Source organism: Corynebacterium lemuris (assembly GCF_024919295.1).
GTDB classification, from domain to species: Bacteria; Actinomycetota; Actinomycetes; order Mycobacteriales; family Mycobacteriaceae; genus Corynebacterium; species Corynebacterium lemuris.
The window spans coordinates 461,335-479,599 of record NZ_JANWTC010000001.1 but is presented as its reverse complement, the minus strand read 5'-3'; the positions used below and the strand labels follow the sequence as shown (position 1 = coordinate 479,599).

Annotated in this window: 21 protein-coding genes; 3 read left to right on the top strand and 18 right to left on the bottom strand. The window is 65.5% G+C overall.

Annotation, left to right across the window (positions count from 1 at the left end; genetic code table 11):
- Positions 1–27: 27 nt before the first annotated feature.
- The 12 genes from NYP18_RS02410 to secY form a co-directional block, all read right to left on the bottom strand.
- The gene (locus NYP18_RS02410; protein ID WP_259426762.1) at positions 28–2,337 is read right to left on the bottom strand and encodes a DUF6541 family protein; all 2,310 of its coding nucleotides are present in this window, start codon (positions 2,335–2,337) and stop codon (positions 28–30) included.
- Positions 2,338–2,471: 134 nt separating this feature from the next.
- Complete coding sequence (gene truA / locus NYP18_RS02405; RefSeq protein WP_259426500.1) at positions 2,472–3,332, bottom strand: tRNA pseudouridine(38-40) synthase TruA; 861 nt, start codon at positions 3,330–3,332, stop codon at positions 2,472–2,474.
- Positions 3,333–3,438: 106 nt separating this feature from the next.
- On the bottom strand, positions 3,439–4,026 hold the full coding sequence (rplQ, locus tag NYP18_RS02400; protein WP_259426499.1) for a 50S ribosomal protein L17: 588 nt from the start codon (positions 4,024–4,026) through the stop codon (positions 3,439–3,441).
- A gap of 74 nt (positions 4,027–4,100) precedes the next feature.
- A complete protein-coding gene (locus NYP18_RS02395) occupies positions 4,101–5,126 on the bottom strand; it encodes a DNA-directed RNA polymerase subunit alpha (protein WP_259426498.1) in 1,026 nt (341 codons plus the stop codon).
- A 107-nt stretch (positions 5,127–5,233) separates the two neighbouring features.
- On the bottom strand, positions 5,234–5,839 hold the full coding sequence (gene rpsD / locus NYP18_RS02390; protein ID WP_126120145.1) for a 30S ribosomal protein S4: 606 nt from the start codon (positions 5,837–5,839) through the stop codon (positions 5,234–5,236).
- Between the two features lie 21 nt (positions 5,840–5,860).
- Positions 5,861–6,265: a 30S ribosomal protein S11 gene (rpsK, locus tag NYP18_RS02385; protein WP_259426497.1), complete on the bottom strand. Its 405-nt coding sequence runs from the start codon at positions 6,263–6,265 to the stop codon at positions 5,861–5,863.
- A 3-nt stretch (positions 6,266–6,268) separates the two neighbouring features.
- Positions 6,269–6,637 (bottom strand): 30S ribosomal protein S13, encoded by a 369-nt coding sequence (rpsM, locus tag NYP18_RS02380; protein ID WP_259426496.1) that lies wholly within the window; start codon positions 6,635–6,637, stop codon positions 6,269–6,271.
- 202 nt (positions 6,638–6,839) lie between these two features.
- Positions 6,840–7,058 (bottom strand): translation initiation factor IF-1, encoded by a 219-nt coding sequence (gene infA / locus NYP18_RS02375; RefSeq protein ID WP_003854422.1) that lies wholly within the window; start codon positions 7,056–7,058, stop codon positions 6,840–6,842.
- 266 nt (positions 7,059–7,324) lie between these two features.
- Positions 7,325–8,041, bottom strand: a complete 717-nt coding sequence (locus tag NYP18_RS02370) for a L,D-transpeptidase (protein ID WP_259426495.1) — start codon at positions 8,039–8,041, stop codon at positions 7,325–7,327.
- Between the two features lie 62 nt (positions 8,042–8,103).
- On the bottom strand, positions 8,104–8,898 hold the full coding sequence (gene map, locus NYP18_RS02365) for a type I methionyl aminopeptidase (protein ID WP_259426494.1): 795 nt from the start codon (positions 8,896–8,898) through the stop codon (positions 8,104–8,106).
- A gap of 87 nt (positions 8,899–8,985) precedes the next feature.
- On the bottom strand, positions 8,986–9,531 hold the full coding sequence (locus NYP18_RS02360) for an adenylate kinase (RefSeq protein WP_126120150.1): 546 nt from the start codon (positions 9,529–9,531) through the stop codon (positions 8,986–8,988).
- Complete coding sequence (gene secY / locus NYP18_RS02355; RefSeq protein WP_259426493.1) at positions 9,528–10,850, bottom strand: preprotein translocase subunit SecY; 1,323 nt, start codon at positions 10,848–10,850, stop codon at positions 9,528–9,530. Before secY ends, NYP18_RS02360 begins: the two co-directional genes overlap by 4 nt.
- Before the next feature lie 186 nt (positions 10,851–11,036).
- On the opposite strand from secY, the gene NYP18_RS02350 reads away from it, so the two are divergent.
- Positions 11,037–11,162 carry a hypothetical protein gene (locus tag NYP18_RS02350; protein WP_259426492.1) on the top strand — a complete coding sequence of 42 codons (126 nt, stop codon included), beginning with the start codon at positions 11,037–11,039 and terminating at the stop codon, positions 11,160–11,162.
- Positions 11,163–11,231: 69 nt separating this feature from the next.
- On the opposite strand, the gene rplO is transcribed toward NYP18_RS02350, so the two are convergent.
- The 6 genes from rplO to rpsH are packed head-to-tail and all read right to left on the bottom strand — an operon-like array spanning position 11,232 to position 13,926.
- The gene (rplO, locus tag NYP18_RS02345) at positions 11,232–11,681 is read right to left on the bottom strand and encodes a 50S ribosomal protein L15 (protein ID WP_259426491.1); all 450 of its coding nucleotides are present in this window, start codon (positions 11,679–11,681) and stop codon (positions 11,232–11,234) included.
- Positions 11,682–11,687: 6 nt separating this feature from the next.
- Complete coding sequence (rpmD, locus tag NYP18_RS02340) at positions 11,688–11,873, bottom strand: 50S ribosomal protein L30 (protein WP_259426490.1); 186 nt, start codon at positions 11,871–11,873, stop codon at positions 11,688–11,690.
- A gap of 3 nt (positions 11,874–11,876) precedes the next feature.
- Complete coding sequence (rpsE, locus tag NYP18_RS02335; RefSeq protein ID WP_259426489.1) at positions 11,877–12,527, bottom strand: 30S ribosomal protein S5; 651 nt, start codon at positions 12,525–12,527, stop codon at positions 11,877–11,879.
- A 40-nt stretch (positions 12,528–12,567) separates the two neighbouring features.
- On the bottom strand, positions 12,568–12,972 hold the full coding sequence (rplR, locus tag NYP18_RS02330; RefSeq protein ID WP_259426488.1) for a 50S ribosomal protein L18: 405 nt from the start codon (positions 12,970–12,972) through the stop codon (positions 12,568–12,570).
- A 2-nt stretch (positions 12,973–12,974) separates the two neighbouring features.
- On the bottom strand, positions 12,975–13,511 hold the full coding sequence (gene rplF, locus NYP18_RS02325) for a 50S ribosomal protein L6 (protein ID WP_259426487.1): 537 nt from the start codon (positions 13,509–13,511) through the stop codon (positions 12,975–12,977).
- 16 nt (positions 13,512–13,527) lie between these two features.
- Positions 13,528–13,926, bottom strand: coding sequence for a 30S ribosomal protein S8 (rpsH, locus tag NYP18_RS02320; RefSeq protein WP_126120157.1), 399 nt, complete (start codon positions 13,924–13,926; stop codon positions 13,528–13,530).
- A 527-nt stretch (positions 13,927–14,453) separates the two neighbouring features.
- Here rpsH and betT point away from each other — a divergent pair.
- Both betT and NYP18_RS02310 read left to right on the top strand, forming a co-directional pair.
- The gene (gene betT / locus NYP18_RS02315) at positions 14,454–16,706 is read left to right on the top strand and encodes a choline BCCT transporter BetT (RefSeq protein ID WP_259426486.1); all 2,253 of its coding nucleotides are present in this window, start codon (positions 14,454–14,456) and stop codon (positions 16,704–16,706) included.
- Positions 16,707–17,023: 317 nt separating this feature from the next.
- A complete protein-coding gene (locus tag NYP18_RS02310) occupies positions 17,024–18,265 on the top strand; it encodes an amidohydrolase (protein ID WP_259426485.1) in 1,242 nt (413 codons plus the stop codon).

Sequence of the window (18,265 nt, the reverse complement as noted above, 5' to 3'; positions counted from 1 at the left end):
TGACGGGCGGGTTATACCGCCGTCAGACTAAGGCCGGGTCGCGGGGATCTCAACCGGAGCGGGATCCGTCGCGGGGTTACCCGGGGTCGCCAGGGCATCCTCCCCACCCTGGTCCGGCTTGCTGGGCCGGTGGAAGACGGGGTCGCCCCCGGCGTCGAGAAGCAGCGGCGGCAGCTCCTCCGGGGAGTTGCCCGGCTCCCGCATCTGCTCCAGCTCCGCATCAGTGAAGGCCTGGTTGACGGCGAAAACAGCGACGTTCTGGTCCCGGTACACGGGGGTGACCCCCGGGGTCTCCCAGAGCCCGTCGATCATCTCGAAACGCGGCTCCTGGAAACCCCAGAAGCTCCACGGGGAGACGAAGTAGAAGTTCACGCCCAGCTCCCGGGCGGCCTTGTCCACGTTGTTGATCTGCTCCGGGTCACCGTGGTTGCCCACCCCGAGGAGGTTGGGGTGCCAGTAGAGCAGATCCGTGGCCGAGGCCCGGTCGACGTTGGGCCACAGATAGTGGCGCATGACCGAGGGCAGACCGTTGTAGGCGTACATCCAGCCGTGGCCGTCAGCGGGTTCACCGAAGATGGCACCCTCATAGGCGTGCGGCTGCTGCGCCAACCACTCGAAGGCTCGGATGTCTGCGGCATTGACCATACGGTCATCGTGGCGCGGGGCGTTGATCGACCACTCCGCCCCCTCCATGACGGAGTCGCGGGTCGCCCACACCGCGGTACCGTAGCCGGCCCCGATACCCAGGATGACGGACACGGCAACCGAGACCCGCGTCCATGTGCCGTTCATCCGCAGTGGCGCCAGGCTGATGAGACGGATGAGTACCGCCAGGCCGACTCCCGCGGCGGCGAAGGTGAACATGGCCACCGGCATGACCAGACGATGTGCCGTGGCGTAGTGCAGATTGCCGATGATGTTGAGCCAGTCGCCCCACGGCTCCCCGAAGAGCCTGAGGGAGTTGGCCGTCATCGCCGCGGAGACGAACCAGAACAGCGGGGCCCACAGGTTACGGCGCCACAGGATCAACGCCACACCGCCGATGCCGGCCAGCCACAGCAGCGGCGTCTGGTTGAAGTCCGGGAACATGTCCGTGTGGCGGGTCTGCATCTCGAAGGCCTTCGCCCACGACTCGGCACGGGTGACGTCCTCGAAGGCGGTGAAGGACGAGACCTCCTCCCCCTCGCTGGTGCCGCTGAGCAGCTGCGGCACCAGAATCGCGGTGCCCACACCACCGGCCAGCGCCAACCAGCCGACGTCCTGCAGGCGCACCAGCACCTTCCCGCCGAGGGGCGCCGCCGTCCGGGAGGGCGCCCACAGCAGATACAGCAGCCACCACAGTGCAAGCGCCAACACGACGATGGTCACCGCCGAGGGGTGGAGCTGCACCATGCCCGCCAGCGAGAGCATCGCCGCGAAGGCCGCCACCGGCCGGTAGGGCACATGCATGAACAGCGCCATGACCACACCCGAGGCCGCCACCGCCGCCAGGTAGGGCCAGGCACCGACGTAATAGCCGATCCACATGAGCACCGGGGAGGCGAAGACGGCGATGCCGCCGATGCCTGCCGCCAGCTGGGCGGTCAGGCCACCGCGGCCCACCATCTTCCACGCGATCATCGCCACCGACAACGGCAGCAGCATGCCCGGCAGGACGATGCTGGTGAGGTTCAATGCGGCAATCGGGCTGATGTCCGCGGCCTCGCCGACCAGTCCCGCACCGACGTGCCACGCCGAGGGGTAGTACATGTCGTTGCCGGTCTCGATGTTGCGCAGCTCGCCCTGCCGGGTGGGATCCGCGATGCCTTCATCCATGAACCAGCGCACCATCGAGGCATGCCAGTGCACGTCCCAACCCTGGACGATGTTCTCCAGCTCACCTGGCACGTCCCGGAAGAACTCCAGGCCGCGGTCGATGAACAGCCACATCCCGGTCAGTGCGCCGGCAGCCGGCAGCAGCCACGCCGGATCGAGCAGGCCACCCCGGCGGGAGCGCCGCGGGCGTCGCCCGGTGGTCTCCGGGTCCTCCGGGGGTTCATCCCCACCGGTGTCCGCCACAGGGGTGGTGGCGCGGCGCGCGCGGCGCCGGCCCAGCAGCAGGAAAGCCCCCCGCCACAGGGCGGCCAGCACGAGGACCGCCAGCCAGAACGCCAGGAACGTCCCCCACGTGTAACGGATCTCCGTCTGGCCGAGGACCCACGCTCCCAGCCCGAAGATACCGAAGCTCACCGGTACCGAGGAGGCGACCGCCCACGGCAACCTCAGTCCCGACACCCAGCCCAGGATCGCACCCGGCACGCTGAACACCAGGGCTGCGACGAGCACCAGCGGGAACATCTCCACCCCAGACACCAGCCTTTCCGGCCTCATATTAGGACCAACTCACGGCACAGACCGTTCAAACAAAGCCTGAGTCTACAACTCACGCCTTCACAGGTCCCCCACGGACTCACCCAAGTGGCATCAAACTCCTAGAGCTTACGCCTGTCACGGGTGATGTGCGCTCGCCCGGCCAGCTCATCATCGGCCGGGTAGTCCACGCCGACGAGGCTCAGCCCCCTCGCCGGGGCCAGGGGGATGATGGGCGAGCGCTCATTCTCCTGCAGCAGCTGCCCAGGCAGCTCCGCTTCCCGACGCCCCTCCCCCACCGTCAGGCACGTCCCCACCAGGGAGCGCACCATGTTCCAGCAGAACGCGTCCGCGCTCACGTGCGCCTCATAGAGCTGCGGCTCCAGAGGAGTGGAGACGTCGTGCCAGTTAAAAGCCTGTAGTTCCCGGATAGTGGTGGCGTGCGGCCGGGCCTTGCAGAAGGCGGCGAAATCATGCAGACCCACCAGCACATCGGCGGACGCCTGCATGGCCCCGATGTACACCGGTTTCGGCCAGTGCGCCGTGTCCCGGGCGCGGGTGGGCAGCGGACCCCGGGGGTGGGTGGTCAGCCGATAGACGTAATGGCGGCGCAGCGCTGCGAACCGGGCGTCGAAACCATCGGGGGCGAAGGTGATGGCGTGGACGCGGACATCGTCGGGCAACAGGCGCGCCAGTCGGCGGACCAACCGCATGGGGTCCCCGTCGATGGTGCGCTGCTGCAACCGGTCCGCCGGCACATCGAGATGAGCCACCTGCCCGGCGGCGTGCACACCGGCGTCGGTGCGGCCGGCGACGGTGAGGACGGCGTCGATACGCAGGATCAGCGACAACGCCTCCTCCAGCACCCCCTGCACGGTGCGCAGCGGCGGGGCACCCTCCTGGGCCTTCTGGCGGGCCCAGCCGTGGAAGTCGGTGCCGTCGTAGGTCAGGTCGAGCCGGAGGCGGATGAGATCAGTGTCCATGATGGGAACCAAGGTTACCGGCCGCGGGAGGGGGAAAGGCGCAGCGCCCCTCCTCCCGCTGATGCGGGGGAAGGGGCGCTGCGGTGGTGCCGGATGGGACCGCGAACTACTTGTTCTCGGTCTCCTCGGACTTGACCTCGGCCTCGGCCTCGGCAACGGAGCCCTCCTGGGCCGGAGCCTCAGCAGAGACGTCGCCCTCAGCGGGCTCGGTCGGATCTGCGGCGGTCTCCTCGGCATTGACCTCGACGTTCTCAGCCGGGGTCTCCTCGGCCGCTTCCTCAGCGGCCTTCTTGGAGGCTGCCGCGCGGGTGGCGCGGGAAGCCTCGGAGCTCACGGTCTCCTCGAGAACGAGGGAGATCTGGGACATCGGGGCGTTGTCGCCGGCGCGGTTCTCGAGCTTGATGATGCGGGTGTAGCCACCATCACGGTTCTCGAACTTCGGGGCCAGCTCGTTGAAGAGGTAGGCCACGACGTCCTTCTGCGGGACATCGGCGAGCACCTGGCGGCGGGCGTTGACGGAACCGTCCTTGGCCTTGGTGATCAGCTTCTCCACGTAGGGACGCAGGGTCTTGGCCTTCGCGTCGGTGGTCTTGATAGCACCGTGCTCGAACAGCGCGGCAGCCAGGTTAGAGAGGATCTTCTTCTGGTTGCTTGCGCCGCCGCCGAGACGGGTGCCCTTCTTGGGGGTAGGCATGTTGGTACTCCTCGGGTACGTGTGTGTTGAGCGCGTGGGCGCCCGGCGTCAGTGCCGGGGCCCGGTTGGGCGTGCTACTCGGAATCCTCGGCTGCGTCTCCGTCGTTGTCGACGAAGTCGCCGGTCTCGGCGTCGTAGCCCTCCAGGGTGGAGGGATCGAAATCCTCGGGGGCGTCCTTCAGGGTCAGACCCAGGCCGGCGAGCTTGATCTTCACTTCGTTTATGGACTTCTGACCGAAGTTGCGGATGTCCAGCAGATCAGACTCGGTGCACTCTGCGAGCTCACCGACGGTGTGGATCTCCTGACGCTTCAGGCAGTTGTACGAACGGACAGAGAAGTTCAGGTCCTCGATCGGCATACCGTAGGCGGCGATGTACTCGGTCTCCTGCGGGGAGGGTCCGATCTCAATGCCTTCGGCGGCGGTGTTGAGCTCACGGGCGAGGCCGAAGAGCTCGACGAGGGTCTTGCCTGCGGAGGCGACTGCGTCGCGGGCGGTGATGGAGTTCTTGGTCTCGACGTCGATGATCAGCTTGTCGAAGTCCGTGCGCTGCTCGACACGGGTGGCCTCGACCTTGTAGGTGACCTTCAGCACCGGGGAGTAGATCTGGTCGACCGGGATCCGGCCGATGTCTCCGCCGCCGGCGGTGATGGACGCCGGAACGTAGCCGCGGCCACGCTCCACGATCAGCTCGATGTCCAGACGCGCCTGCTCATTGAGGGTCGCGATGTGCATCTCCGGGTTATGGATCTCCACACCGGCCGGCGGCTGGATGTCGCCGGCGGTGACCTCTCCCGGGCCTTCCTTGCTCAGGTACATGACCACCGGCTCGTCGGAGTCGGAGGACAGGACCAGACCCTTGATGTTGAGGATGATCTCGGAGACATCCTCCTTCACACCGTTGATCGTGGTGAACTCGTGGAGCACACCATCGATCTTGACGGAGGTGACGGCTGCGCCCGGGATGGACGACAGCAGGGTACGGCGCAGCGAGTTGCCGAGGGTGTAGCCGAAACCGGGCTCGAGCGGCTCAATGACGAACCGGGAACGAGCGGAATCGATGTACTCCTCGGTGAGCACAGGACGCTGGGAAATGAGCATGAGACTCTCCTTTGTCGACGCCCGCTATTTGACGTCGTTGAAGAAAATGAGGATTGCAGTTGAGAGGATTCCAACCCGGACCGGCGTGTGCCGGTCCGGGTGAAGAATTACTTCGAGTAGAACTCGACGATGAGCTGCTCCTGCAGCGGAACGTCGATCTGGGCGCGCTCGGGCAGCTGGTGCACGAGGGTGCGCAGGGTGGACGGAACGACCTGCAGCCAGGCCGGGACAACGGCGTCGATGAGGGAGTCCTGTGCCTCCTCGAACCAGATCATCTGGCGGGACTTGTCACGCACGTCGATGATGTCGTACTGCGACACCTGGTAGGACGGGACGTTGACCTTCTTGCCGTTGACCAGGAAGTGGCCGTGGGACACCAGCTGGCGGGCCTGACGACGGGTCTTGGCCAGTCCGGCACGGTAGACGACGTTGTCGAGGCGGGACTCCAGGAGGATGACCAGGTTGTCACCGGTCTTACCCGGGCGACGGTTGGCCTCGGCGTAGTAGCGACGGAACTGCTTCTCCATCACGCCGTAGGTGAAACGAGCCTTCTGCTTCTCCTGCAGCTGCAGGAGGTACTCGGACTCCTTGATGCGGGCGCGGCCAGCCTGACCCGGGGGGTAGGGGCGACGCTCAAACGCCATGTCTCCGCCGACAAGGTCGACGCGGAGGCGGCGGGACTTACGGGTTACAGGACCGGTATAACGAGCCATATCTGCTTACCTCTTCCTTTCTTAGACGCGACGACGCTTGGCCGGACGGCAGCCGTTGTGCGGCTGGGGGGTCACGTCCGAGATGGAGGACACCTCAAGGCCGGCGGCCTGGAGGGAACGGATTGCGGTCTCGCGGCCCGAACCCGGGCCCTTGACGAACACGTCGACCTTCTTCATGCCGTGGTCCATTGCCTTGCGGGCAGCGTTCTCGGCGGCCATCTGCGCGGCGAACGGGGTGGACTTACGGGAGCCCTTGAACCCGACGTGGCCGGAGGATGCCCAGGACACGACAGCACCGGTGGTGTCGGTGATGGACACGATGGTGTTGTTGAAGGTGGACTTGATGTAGGCGTGGCCCTGGGCCACATTCTTCTTTACGACGCGACGGCCGGTACGGCGTGCGCCAGAGCGAGTCTTCGGAGGCATATTCTACTTCTTCTTTCCGGCGATCGTCTTCTTCGGACCCTTACGCGTACGTGCGTTGGTCTTGGTGCGCTGGCCCCGGACGGGCAGGCCACGACGGTGGCGCAGGCCCTGGTAGGAGCCGATCTCAATCTTGCGACGGATGTCAGCCTGAACCTCGCGGCGGAGGTCACCCTCGACCTTCCAGGAGTTTTCGATGACGTCACGGAGAGCCGCAACCTGATCATCGGTCAGGTTGTCGGTGCGCAGGTCGGGAGAGACGCCGGTCTCCTCGAGAAGCTTGGCGGCACGGGCGGGGCCGATGCCGTAGATGTAAGTGAGTGCAACCTCCATGCGCTTGTTGCGCGGGAGGTCAACACCAGCAAGACGTGCCATGTGGTACGTACCTTTCGGGTTGTTACGGTGGTTTTCTCCCTACTCATCCCCACCAGACGGTGCTTTTCCCGGACCGATGACCGGGCGATGGACCGTGATTCGTGGGGCTCCAGCCACCGTGGCCGAAGGTGAGTGTGACACTCGCAGGGGCGGCGTTGAGCAACCCCGCGGCGAATGCCGTGGAGTAGGGAGGCGGTTTGCTTTACTTGTAGCGGTAGACGATGCGTCCGCGGGTCAGGTCGTACGGAGACAGCTCCACAACGACGCGATCCTCGGGCAGGATACGGATGTAGTGCTGGCGCATCTTGCCACTGATGTGAGCGAGAACCTTGTGCCCGTTGTCGAGCTCGACACGGAACATTGCATTCGGCAGGGGCTCGACAATGCGACCCTCAACCTCGATGGCGCCTTCCTTAGCCATATCCTCCACATTCCCGGGGCCGGCCCAGGGCCGGCCCCTTAGTTTTCCACTGCAAAAAGGTGGCATAACGCGAACTGCGTATACACCATTGTCAAAGGTTACACGCGCGAGTCCCAAATACCAAACAACCGGTGAACCGACAACCCTGCCCCGACCTTCGTCTCTCTGCAGGTCACCCCTGCCAGGCAAGGCCGGGAACAACAGAGAGGGACCCGGCTGACGCCGGGCCCCTCTCCTGTTCCCTGTGTTCTGCTGCTCGGCCGGTACTAGTAGATGAAGACCTTGTCGCCGATCTGCAGGTCGTTGAAGTAGGTCACGGCGTCGTTCGGGTTGAGGCGGATGCAGCCCGCGGACTCGTAGGCCAGGTTGCCCTGGTGGAAGGCATGGCCGTTGTAGGTGAAGTACACGGCGTAGGGCATCGGGGCGTTGTTGAAGATGTAGGACACCTCGTCCTTGACCTTACGGTTGACCCAGAAGGTGCCGCGCGGGGTCTCCTGCCCCGGCTTGCCCGGAGCATGGGCGACGGGGCCGTAGTAGACCTGACCATTGTTCTGCAGCCAGGTACGGCGGCCGTCAATGTCGACGCAGACCTTGGCGTCCGCCGGGCAGGGGCCGGTGTTCATCGCCGGGGTGCCCACGGGCGCGGCCACCGGGGCGGGCGCCGGCTGCGGCTTCGGGCGGGCGGCCTCGGTGCGCTGGTTGATCAGGCCCGGGAACGCGCTCTCAATGGCCGCGTCATAGGCGCCGCGTACGGCATTGGCCGCCTGCGGGTGCAGTGCGGAGGTCTGCTGGTGGATCTGGTTACGGGTGCTCCATGCCGAATCGCGCAGATCCTGCTGTGAGGAACCCACCGCGCCGGCGACGTTCGAAGAGGCATCCGGCAGGGCGGGCTGCGCCTGCGCGGCCACAGGGGCAACGAGCAGCGTTGCGGCGGCTGCGACAGAGGCGAGGAGGCCGGTGAGGCGACGGGAGATGGAACTCATGCCCTGAAGTATAAGCCCCCACAACCGATTCCACCGGCCGAAACCCCATTGTGGGGTAGGTCTCACCTGCGGGGAGTGAGGATCCGCGGACCGTTCTCGGTCGCGGCGACGGTGTGCTCCCAGTGGGCGGAGAAGGAACCGTCGAGGGTGACCACGGTCCAGTCATCGTCGAGCACGGCGGAATCAGTCGTGCCCAGGGTGAGCATCGGCTCGATGGCGAGCACTGAGCCTGCCTGGATGAGCGGTCCCCGGCCGGCACGTCCCTCATTGGCCAGGTAGGGCTCCTCATGCATCTCACGGCCGATGCCGTGGCCACCGTAACCGTCGACGATCCCGAGCTTCACGCCGAATTTCTCCTCGGCGCGCCGGGTGGCGGTCTCCAGGGCGTGGGAGACGTCCGTGAGGCGGTTGCCGGGCACCATCGCCTTCAACCCCTCAGCCAACACCCATTCGGTGGCCTGGTTGAGCTTCTCCACGTCCTCGTCCACCTCCCCGATACCGAAGGACCACGCCGAGTCCCCCACCCAGCCGTCGAGCGTGGCACCGCAGTCGATGGAGATCAGGTCACCCGGCTCGAGGATGTCCTCATCGGTGGGGATGCCGTGGACGATGACGTCGTTGACCGAGGAGCAGATCGATCCCGGGAAACCCTGGTAACCGAGGAAGCTGGGGACCGCCCCGGCATCGCGGATGACGGCCTCGGCGACCCGGTCGAGTTCGAGGGTGGTCACCCCCGGCCCCGCTGCGGCCTTCACGGCCTGCAGTGCGCGGCCGACGACCTCGCCGGCGGCCTGCATGGCGTCGAGTTCGCCCGGTGTCTTCGCCGGGATGGCGCGGCGCTTGGAACGGAATCCCATGGTGTGTGCTCCTGACAGCAGAAAAGGGGGAAGGGCCGCGGCCCGGGTCTTCTTCCGGAACGCGGCCCCCTGGGGAACGGGCAGAGGTTACTTGCCCAGAGCCTTCATGGCGCGGTCGTTGATCTCCTCGACCTCACCCTCGGCCTCGATGGTGATGATCTTGTCACCGTAGTGCTCGATCAGCGGGGCGGTCTCATCGCGGTAGACACCGAGACGGGTGCGGATGGTCTCCTCGTTGTCATCGGCACGGCCGCGGGCGAGCATGCGCTCCACGACGACGTCCTCGGCGATCTGGAAGTTCAGCACACCGTCGAGCTCGTGGCCGTTCTCGGCCAGCAGGTCCTTGAGGATACCGGCCTGCTCCACCGTGCGGGGGAAGCCGTCGAGCAGGAAACCACCGGTGGCGTCCGCCTCCTCCAGACGGGACTTGACCATGCGGGCGGTGACATCGGTCGGCACGAGCTTACCGGCGTCGATGTACTGCTTGGCTTCGACACCCAGCGGGGTGCCCTCACCGATGTTCGCGCGGAAGAGGTCACCGGTGGAGATGTGGGGCACGCCCAGCTTCTCGGAGAGGATGACGGCCTGGGTGCCCTTGCCGGCACCGGGGGGTCCGAGGAGTACAAGTCTCATTTGAGCAGTCCTTCGTAGTTGCTTTGGAGAAGCTGGGATTCAATCTGCTTCACAGTGGTCAGGGCGACCGACACCATGATGAGGATGGCCGTGCCGCCGAAGGCGGTCATACCGGCGCTGCTGTTGCCCACACCCAGGTCGAGCGCGATGTTCGGCAGCACGGCGATGATGCCGAGGTAGGCGGCACCGACGAAGAGCAGACGGTTCATGACGAAACCGAGATACTCCGCGGTCGGCCGTCCCGGACGGATGCCCGGGATGAAGCCGCCGTACTTCTTCATGTTATCCGCCTGCTCAGCCGGATCGTACTGGACCGACACATAGAAGTAGGAGAAGAAGATGATCAGCACGAAGTACAGGACGATGTACTGCCAGGACGCCGGGGTGAGCAGGTACTGGATGACGTTGCGCTGCCACCAGTTGTCCGCGGTCGCGGTCGAGCCGGAATTGACGATCTCAGTGATGAGCACCGGCATGTAGATCAGTGAGGAAGCGAAGATCACCGGGATGACGCCGGCCTGGTTGACCTTGAGCGGCAGGTAGGTGGAGGTGCCGCCGTACTGGCGACGGCCGACCATACGCTTGGCGTACTGCACCGGGATGCGGCGCTGACCCTGCTCCACGAAGACGACACCGACCACGAGGATGACGACGGCGACGAGGACGACGGCGAACATCACGCCGCCGGAGGTCTGGAGGATGTTCATGCCGTCGGTCGGCAGGCTGGTGGCGATACCCGCGAAGATGAGCAACGACATGCCGTTGCCGATGCCCTTTTCGGTGATCAGCTCACCGAGCCACATCACCAGCATGGCGCCGGAGGTCATGGTCACGACCAGGATGATGAGGTCCCACAGGGTGCGGTCCGCGGCGAGGACGGAGATGCCCTGGCCCAGCAGCTGCTCGCGGTCCGCCAGGGCGACGATGCCGGAGGACTGCAGCAGGGCCAGAGCCAGGGTGAGGTAGCGGGTGTACTGCATCATCTTCGCCTGTCCCGACTGCCCCTCCTTCTTGAGCTCCTCGAAGTGCGGGATGACGACAGTGAGCAGCTGGACGATGATCGACGCCGTGATGTACGGCATGATGCCGATGGCGAAGAGAGACAACTGCAGCAGCGCGCCACCCGAGAACAGGTTGATCAGCGAATAGACGCTGCCCTGCTCCTGGGTGAGATCACGCAGGCGACCACTGATTGATGCATAGTCGACGCCCGGCGACGGGATCTGCGCACCTATGCGATAGATGATCACCATCAGCACTGTGAAGATGATCTTCTTGCGCAGGTCGACGTCCTTGAATGCCTGGATAATGGCGGACACGAAGCCTCCTGGCCCCACAGAACTGGCATGCGTATGCCAGGGGTGGGGGAATTGACACGATTGACTCGATCAGCCTACCAGCGCCCCCGCACATAGGCTGATTTGCGGCCTACTTAACACTTTTGTTTCCCCCGTAAGCACCGGGCGGGGGCGTGCGAACGCGTTCGCCCGGCCGTGATCCCCCTGGTGGCTTCCGCCTTCTTCGTGGCCCGGCAGAGATGGGACCGGTTGCCCGGCGTGGCCGCAGCCGTCCTGGTCTTCTCCCCGGGCATCGCGCTTGCCATCGGGTGGGTCGTGGTGATCCTGCAGTAAAAAGACCGCACCCCCGCACTGGGTGAACAGTGCGGGGGTGCGGTACGACGCGGGCGTCGGGAAGCTTCTTTAAGCCTCGGTGACGGAACCGCCTGCTGCCTCGATCTTCTCGACGGCAGACTTGGAGAACTTGGTTGCGGTGACGTTCAGCTTGACGCCGAGGTCGCCATTACCCAGAACCTTCACCGGCTGCTTCGGGCGCACGAGGCCCGCTGCAACGATGTCGGTCACGGTGACGTCGCCACCGTTCGGGAAGGCCTTCTCGAGGTCGGAGACGTTGACGACCTGGAAGACGACCTTGTTCGGGTTCTTGAAGCCCTTGAGCTTCGGCAGACGCATCTGGAGCGGCATCTGGCCACCCTCAAATGCTGCCGACACCTTGTTGCGGGCATGGGTGCCCTTGGTGCCGCGGCCGGCGGTCTTGCCGCCCTTGCCGCCTTCACCGCGACCGACGCGGTGCTTCGGCTTGTTGGCGCCCTTGGCCGGGCGCAGGTCGTGGAGCTTGATGATATCGCTCATGTTTTACTACTCCCCTGCCACTTCTTCAACGGTGACCAGGTGGCGCACGACATGCAGCATGCCACGGGTGGCATCGTTGTCCTGCTTGATCACGGACTGGCGGATCTTCCGCAGGCCGAGGGCCTGCAGGTTGGCACGGGTCTTCGGCTTCTCACCGATGAAACCCTTATCGAGTGTGATCTTCAGTGCCATGGTTTACGCCTCCTGACCTGCGCGTGCACGCAGCATACGAGCCGGTGCGACCTCCTCGAGGGTCTTACCGCGACGTGCGGCAACCTCCTCGGGGCGGACGAGCTGCTTCAGGCCGGCCACGGTGGCGTGGACGACGTTGATGGCGTTGTCGGAGCCCAGGGACTTCGAGAGGATGTCCTGGATACCGGCGCACTCGAGCACCGGGCGGGCTGCGCCACCGGCGATGACACCGGTACCCGGGGCAGCCGGGCGGAGCATGACGATGCCCGCTGCGGCCTCACCCTGGACCGGGTGGGTGATGGTGCCTCCGACCATCGGGACGCGGAAGAAGTTCTTGCGGGCTTCCTCGGCACCCTTCTGGATGGCGGCGGGAACTTCCTTGGCCTTGCCGTAGCCGACGCCGACCATGCCCTGGCCGTCGCCGACGATCACGAGAGCGGTGAAGCTGAAGCGACGACCACCCTTGACGACCTTGGAGACTCGGTTGATGGTGACGACGCGCTCGATGTACTGGTTGCGCTCGTCCTGCTGCTGGTTGCGACGATCGTCACGCTCGCGGCGGTTGCTGCCCTTGCGCTCGTTACGCTCGTTGGTGTTGGTGTTGGTGCTGCTGGCGGCGGTGCGTCCGCCGTCACGCCGTTCACGTCCCGGCATTACGCGGTCCTTCCGTTGATGTACTTGATTGCGATGGTCATTAGAACTTCAGACCACCTTCACGAGCGGCATCAGCCAGAGCGGCGACGCGACCGTGGTACTTGTAACCCGCACGGTCGAAGACGACCTGCTCGATGCCTGCAGCCTTGGCGCGCTCAGCAATGAGCTCGCCGACCTTGGCGCCCTTGGCCTTCTTGTCGCCCTCGAGAGCGCGGACGTCCGGCTCCATGGTGGAGGCGGCAGCCAGGGTGTGGCCGGCCAGGTCGTCGATGACCTGGACGTGCAGGTGGCGGGAGGTGCGGTGCACGACCAGGCGCGGCGCCTCGGGGGTGCCACGCAGGGTCTTGCGGATACGGAAGTGACGGCGTGCGCGGGCCTCGCGTCGGCGGGTGGAGATGTCCTTGCCGACCGGCGTGCGCTTGGTGTTCTGTGCAGTGTTGCTCATGCTTACTTACCCGTCTTTCCGACCTTGCGGCGGACCTGCTCGCCTTCGTAGCGGATGCCCTTGCCCTTGTAGGGGTCGTCCTTCCGCAGACGACGGATGTTGGCGGCGATCTGTCCGACCTGCTGCTTGTCAATACCCGTGATGGAGAACTTGGTGTTCCCGTCGACCGCGAAGGCGATGCCCTCCGGGGCCTCGATGAGGATCGGGTGGGAGTAACCGAGGGCGAACTCGAGGTTCTTGCCCTTGGCCTGGACGCGGTAGCCCACGCCGAAGATCTCCATCTTGATGGTGTAGCCCTCGGTCACACCGACAACAAGGTTGTTGACGAGCGAGCGGGACAGACCGTGCAGGGCACGGTTCTGGCGGTTGTCATCCGGACGGGTGACAACGATCTCGTTCTCCTCGACGGCGACGGCGATCGGGGCCGGGACCTCGAAGGACAGGGTGCCCTTGGGGCCCTTGACCTCGACGTTCTGGCCGTTCACCGTGGTGGTGACGCCGGAGGGGATGGTGATCGGGTTCTTGCCGATACGCGACATGTTGCTTGATCCTCCCTTACCAGACGTAGGCGAGGACTTCTCCGCCTACACCCTTCTCGGTTGCCTGGCGGTCGGTCAGGAGACCCTGGGACGTGGAGATGATCGCCACGCCCAGGCCACCGAGGACCTGCGGCAGGTTGGTGGACTTGGCGTACACGCGCAGACCCGGCTTGGAGACGCGGCGGACACCAGCGATGGAACGCTCGCGGGACGGGCCGTACTTCAGCTCCAGGGACAGGGTCTTGCCGACCTTGGCGTCCTCGAGGTTGTAGTCGGCGATGTAGCCCTCCTGCTTGAGGATCTCCGCGATGTTGATCTTCAGCTTGGAGGAAGGCATCGACACGGTCTCGTGGTGCGCATGGTTTGCGTTGCGCACGCGCGACAGCATGTCGGCAATGGGGTCAGTCATGGTCATATGTGGTGACCGTTTACCTTTCTTGCTGCGGTTCCCTTCCCACCGGGGCGTTCACCGGGTGTTCCGTCGGGCCACTTGACGCTCCCGCGGACTCAGTAGTCCGGGGCGCTCGCTGCCACTTTCCACCCGGTCGCCAGTGTTGGCGGGGGGCCTGCAACAAAGTTGGATGTTCAGTTCTTGGATGGTCTTGGGCGCCCCACAGGGGCGGGCACAAGTCCAGCGGCCAAGGCTACCCCCTCGCGGGGGCAGAACAAAATCACCCCTCAGACACAGTTCCATCGCCGGACCCCGGCGAAGAGGAGAAAGCTCCCCGCACCCTTGACGGCAATGATCATTTCATTATCATTGAACCGTCTCCCCTCGTGTTAATTCTGAGGGAGAGCAAGGTTGTGTGCAGCGAAATCCCGTGGAGAGCAGATCGTCGGCGGTACGATCCACGCAATGGGGCCGATGCGTCGACCACGGGCTCCGCTGCTTTACGTCTGCCGGGAATCTCCCCGGCGTGAACGAAAGAGAGTGACCGCCCTATGGTTGATCCCGAGGACATCAGTACGCCCGAGCAGAAACTGAAGAAACTTTCTGAGCCCCTCGACAAGCTCCGGACCCGCCAGCGCACCCCGCGCGAGGCCGAGCGGGAGGAGAACCGTCCGCCCGCCTCCTCCAAGGAGCTGCTGAAGGGCGCGTCGGACATCCCCAAGGACACCCGGATCCGCGTCAACTGGCGCGTGCTGGGCATCTCCTCGGCCATCATCCTGGCCTTCTCCCTCTGGGCGGTCTTCGCCCCCGCGCACGCCGCCTCCACCATGCAGTCGCTGGTGCTGTGGATCGGCGACAACCTCGGCTGGGTCTACGTGGTCACCGTGACCATCGTGATCGGCTTCGTCATCTGGGTCGCATTCTCCCGGGAGGGCAGCGTCCGGCTGGGGCCCGACCACTCCCGTCCCCAGTACCGCCTGGTGACCTGGGTGGCCATGCTCTTCGCAGCCGGCGTGGGCATCGACATGCTCTTCTACTCGGTGACCGGCCCCATCAGCCACTACATCAACCCACCGAACGCGGACCCGCAGAGCGCTGCGGCCCTGCAGGACTCCGTCATCTGGACCATGTTCCACTACGGCATGGCCGGCTGGGCGATGTATTCGCTGCTCGGCATGGCCATGGGCTACTTCGCCTACCGCTGGGGCATGCCCCTGTCGATCCGTGCCGCCCTCTACCCGCTGCTGGGCCGGCGGGTGCGCGGCGCCACCGGTGACATCCTCGACATCATCGTCCTGGTGGGCACCGTGATGGGTGTCGCCACCTCCATGGGCATCGGTGTCGTGCTGCTCAATGTCGGCTTCTCCCTGCTCTTCGGTCTGCCGCAGGGACTGGGAATGCAGGTGGCCCTCGTTGCCGTGGCTGTCGTGATGACCATCGCGGCCTGTACCTCGGGCGTGGACAAGGGCATCCGCATCATCTCCGAGCTCAACCTCTGGGTGGCCGCCGCGATGATGCTCTACATCCTCGTCACCGGTAAGACCGCCTTCCTCCTCAACTCCCTGGTGGAGAACGTCGGGCGCTTCCTGTGGACCATGCCCCAGCGCATCACCCAGACCATGGGCTACGAGGTCGACGGTGGTGAGTGGATGTCCGGCAACACCCTGTTCTTCTGGGCGTTCTGGCTGGCGTGGGGCCCGTTCGTCGGCCTGTTCCTGGCGCGTATCTCGCGCGGCCGCACGCTGCGGGAGTTCGTCATCGCCGCCATCACCATCCCGGTGCTGTGTGATCTGGTGATCGTCTCCCTCTTCGGCAACAGCGCCATCAATGAGGTCGTTTTCCAGGGCAACACCGCCTTCGGGCAGCTGGCCATCGAGAGCCCGGAGCGCGGCTGGTACGCCCTGCTCGAGATGTTCCCCGGCGCGATGTTCCTCATCGGCCTGGCCACCCTGTCCGGTCTGCTGTTCTACCTGACCTCCGCCAACTCCGGCGCCATGGTCATGTCCAACTTCTCATCCTCCATCCCCAACCCCTCGGAGGACGGCCCCAAGTGGCTGCGCATCTACTGGGCGGTGATCACCGCGGTACTCACCATCGCGATGCTGCTCGCCGGTGGCGTGGTCACCATGGAGTACGCGACACTGATCTTCGCTCTGCCGGTGACGATCGTGGCCTACCTGGTCATGTTCTCCTTCACCAAGGCGCTGCGCATGGAGAAGGCCGACCGTGAGGGCCAGACCCTGCGCCGACGCACCGAGGCCGCGACAGGTGGCCGGGCCCCCGAGCGCAACTGGCGTCAACGCCTGGCGGGTGTCCGCAACTACCCCTCGGAGAAGGCCTCCCACCGCTACCTTGAGGAGACCGTTGCCCCGGCCCTGGAGCAGGTCGCCGCAGAGTTCCAGGAGCAGGGATACAACGTGTCCTACACCTCCGGGGATGATGAGCTGACCTCGCTGCCGACGCACTCGCTGCATGTGTACATCCCGGAGGAGCGCACGTTCCTCTACCGGGTGGTGGCGGTGCCGACCGCGGTGCCGACCTTCGGCGCCCGCCCCTCCCCGAGGATCCAGGAGTATCTCCGTCTGGAGGTCTTCACCGAGACCGGTTCCGAGGGTTACGACATCTACGGTCTCACGCAGGGACAGCTCATCGACGATGTCATCGACCGTTTCGAGGGCCACATCAGCTTCCTGAATTACTCGGCGACCGTCCTGACCGCATCCGTCCTCACTCCCCCGGTCGTGCCCACCCCGCCGCTGGAGGAGAATGCAGAGGAGGATCCGGAGGTCACCGACCCCCGGTAGTCCGCCTATCGACGCCCCGTTCCACACCGGTCCCCCGAAAGGGGCACTGCGGGACGGGGATTTTTCTTCCCCCTCCCTGACGATCCCCCCTTTCCGGATCCGATACCAGCAGGTCAACGGCCCCGGCGAGTTCCGGAATGAAACGATCAGGTGAACTCCCCGTGAACGAAATCATGCTCCTCTGCGGCGGAGGGGGCCAGACATAGAATGGGGGACGCCCAGTCCCCCGGCAGGAGGTCGGACAGGACGACAACCGCCGCGCCGACCCGGTGACGTCTGTATCCACGGGATGGCCCGCAGAACAGGAAGATGTCAGCATGAGTCTGAACCATGATGCAGTGTCCACTCTCCTCAGCGATCTGGAGCCCACCCGGGAAGCCCGGGAGGATCTCTACATCCACTTCCACCAGAACCCTGAGCTGTCCCTGCAGGAGGACCAGACCGCGGCCCGCATCCGGACGGAGCTTGAGGCCGCGGGCATCGACGTCCACCCGGTCGGCCGCACCGGCCTGGTCGCCGTGATCGAGAACGGTGCCGGCCCTGTGGTCGCCATGCGCGGCGACATCGACGGGCTGCCCGTCCGGGAGGCCTCGGGCAAGCCCTACGCCTCCACCGCCACCCAGATCAATGAGGCCACCGGCGAGGAGACCCCGGTCGCCCACGCATGCGGACATGATTTCCACATCATGGGAGTGCTGGGCGCCTGTCTGGCCTTCCACCGGCACCGGGATGTGTGGCGGGGCACCTTCGTCGGGGTGTTCCAGCCCGCCGAGGAAACCGCGGCCGGCGCACGCGACATGGTGGCAAACGGGATAGCCGACGTCATGCCGGAACCGGACGTCTACCTGGGTCAGCACGTCCTGGCCTCCGTGCCGGGTGGCGCTGTGGGCACCACGCCAGGACCGGTACTGTCCGCGGCCTCCTCCATCAGGGTCGTGGTCCACGGTAAAGGGTCCCACGGTTCCATGCCCGAACTGGGTGTGGATCCCGTGGTGCTGGCCTCCACGATCGTGGTCCGTCTGCAGACCATCGTGTCCCGCGAGGTCGCGGCCCGGGAGACCGCAGTGGTCACCGTCGGTGCAATCCACGCCGGGACCAAATCCAACATCATTCCGGCGTCCGCGGAGCTGCTCATCAATACGCGGGCGTACGACCGCGACGTCGAAAAGCACATCCACGAGGCGATCGAGAGGATTGTCCGCCATGAGTGCGCCGCGGCCCGCAGCCCGCAGGACCCGGAGTTCACGTACTACGACACCTACCCGCTCACCGACAACAACGCCGACGTCACCGCCACGGTCCGTGCCGCCTTCGACGAGTACTTCGGTGAGAGGTCCCTCGATCTGACGCCGGTTCCCGCCTCCGAGGATTTCTCCGTAATCCCGGATGCCCTCGGCGTGCCCTACACCTACTGGGGGATCGGCGGCTTCGCCGACATGGCCAATGCCCCCGGAAACCACAACCCGGCGTTCGCACCGGATCTCCAACCCACCCTTGACCTCGGTGTGCAGGCCGCCGTCGTGGCGGCAGCCGCCTGGCTGACCCCGAAGGGCGTGTGA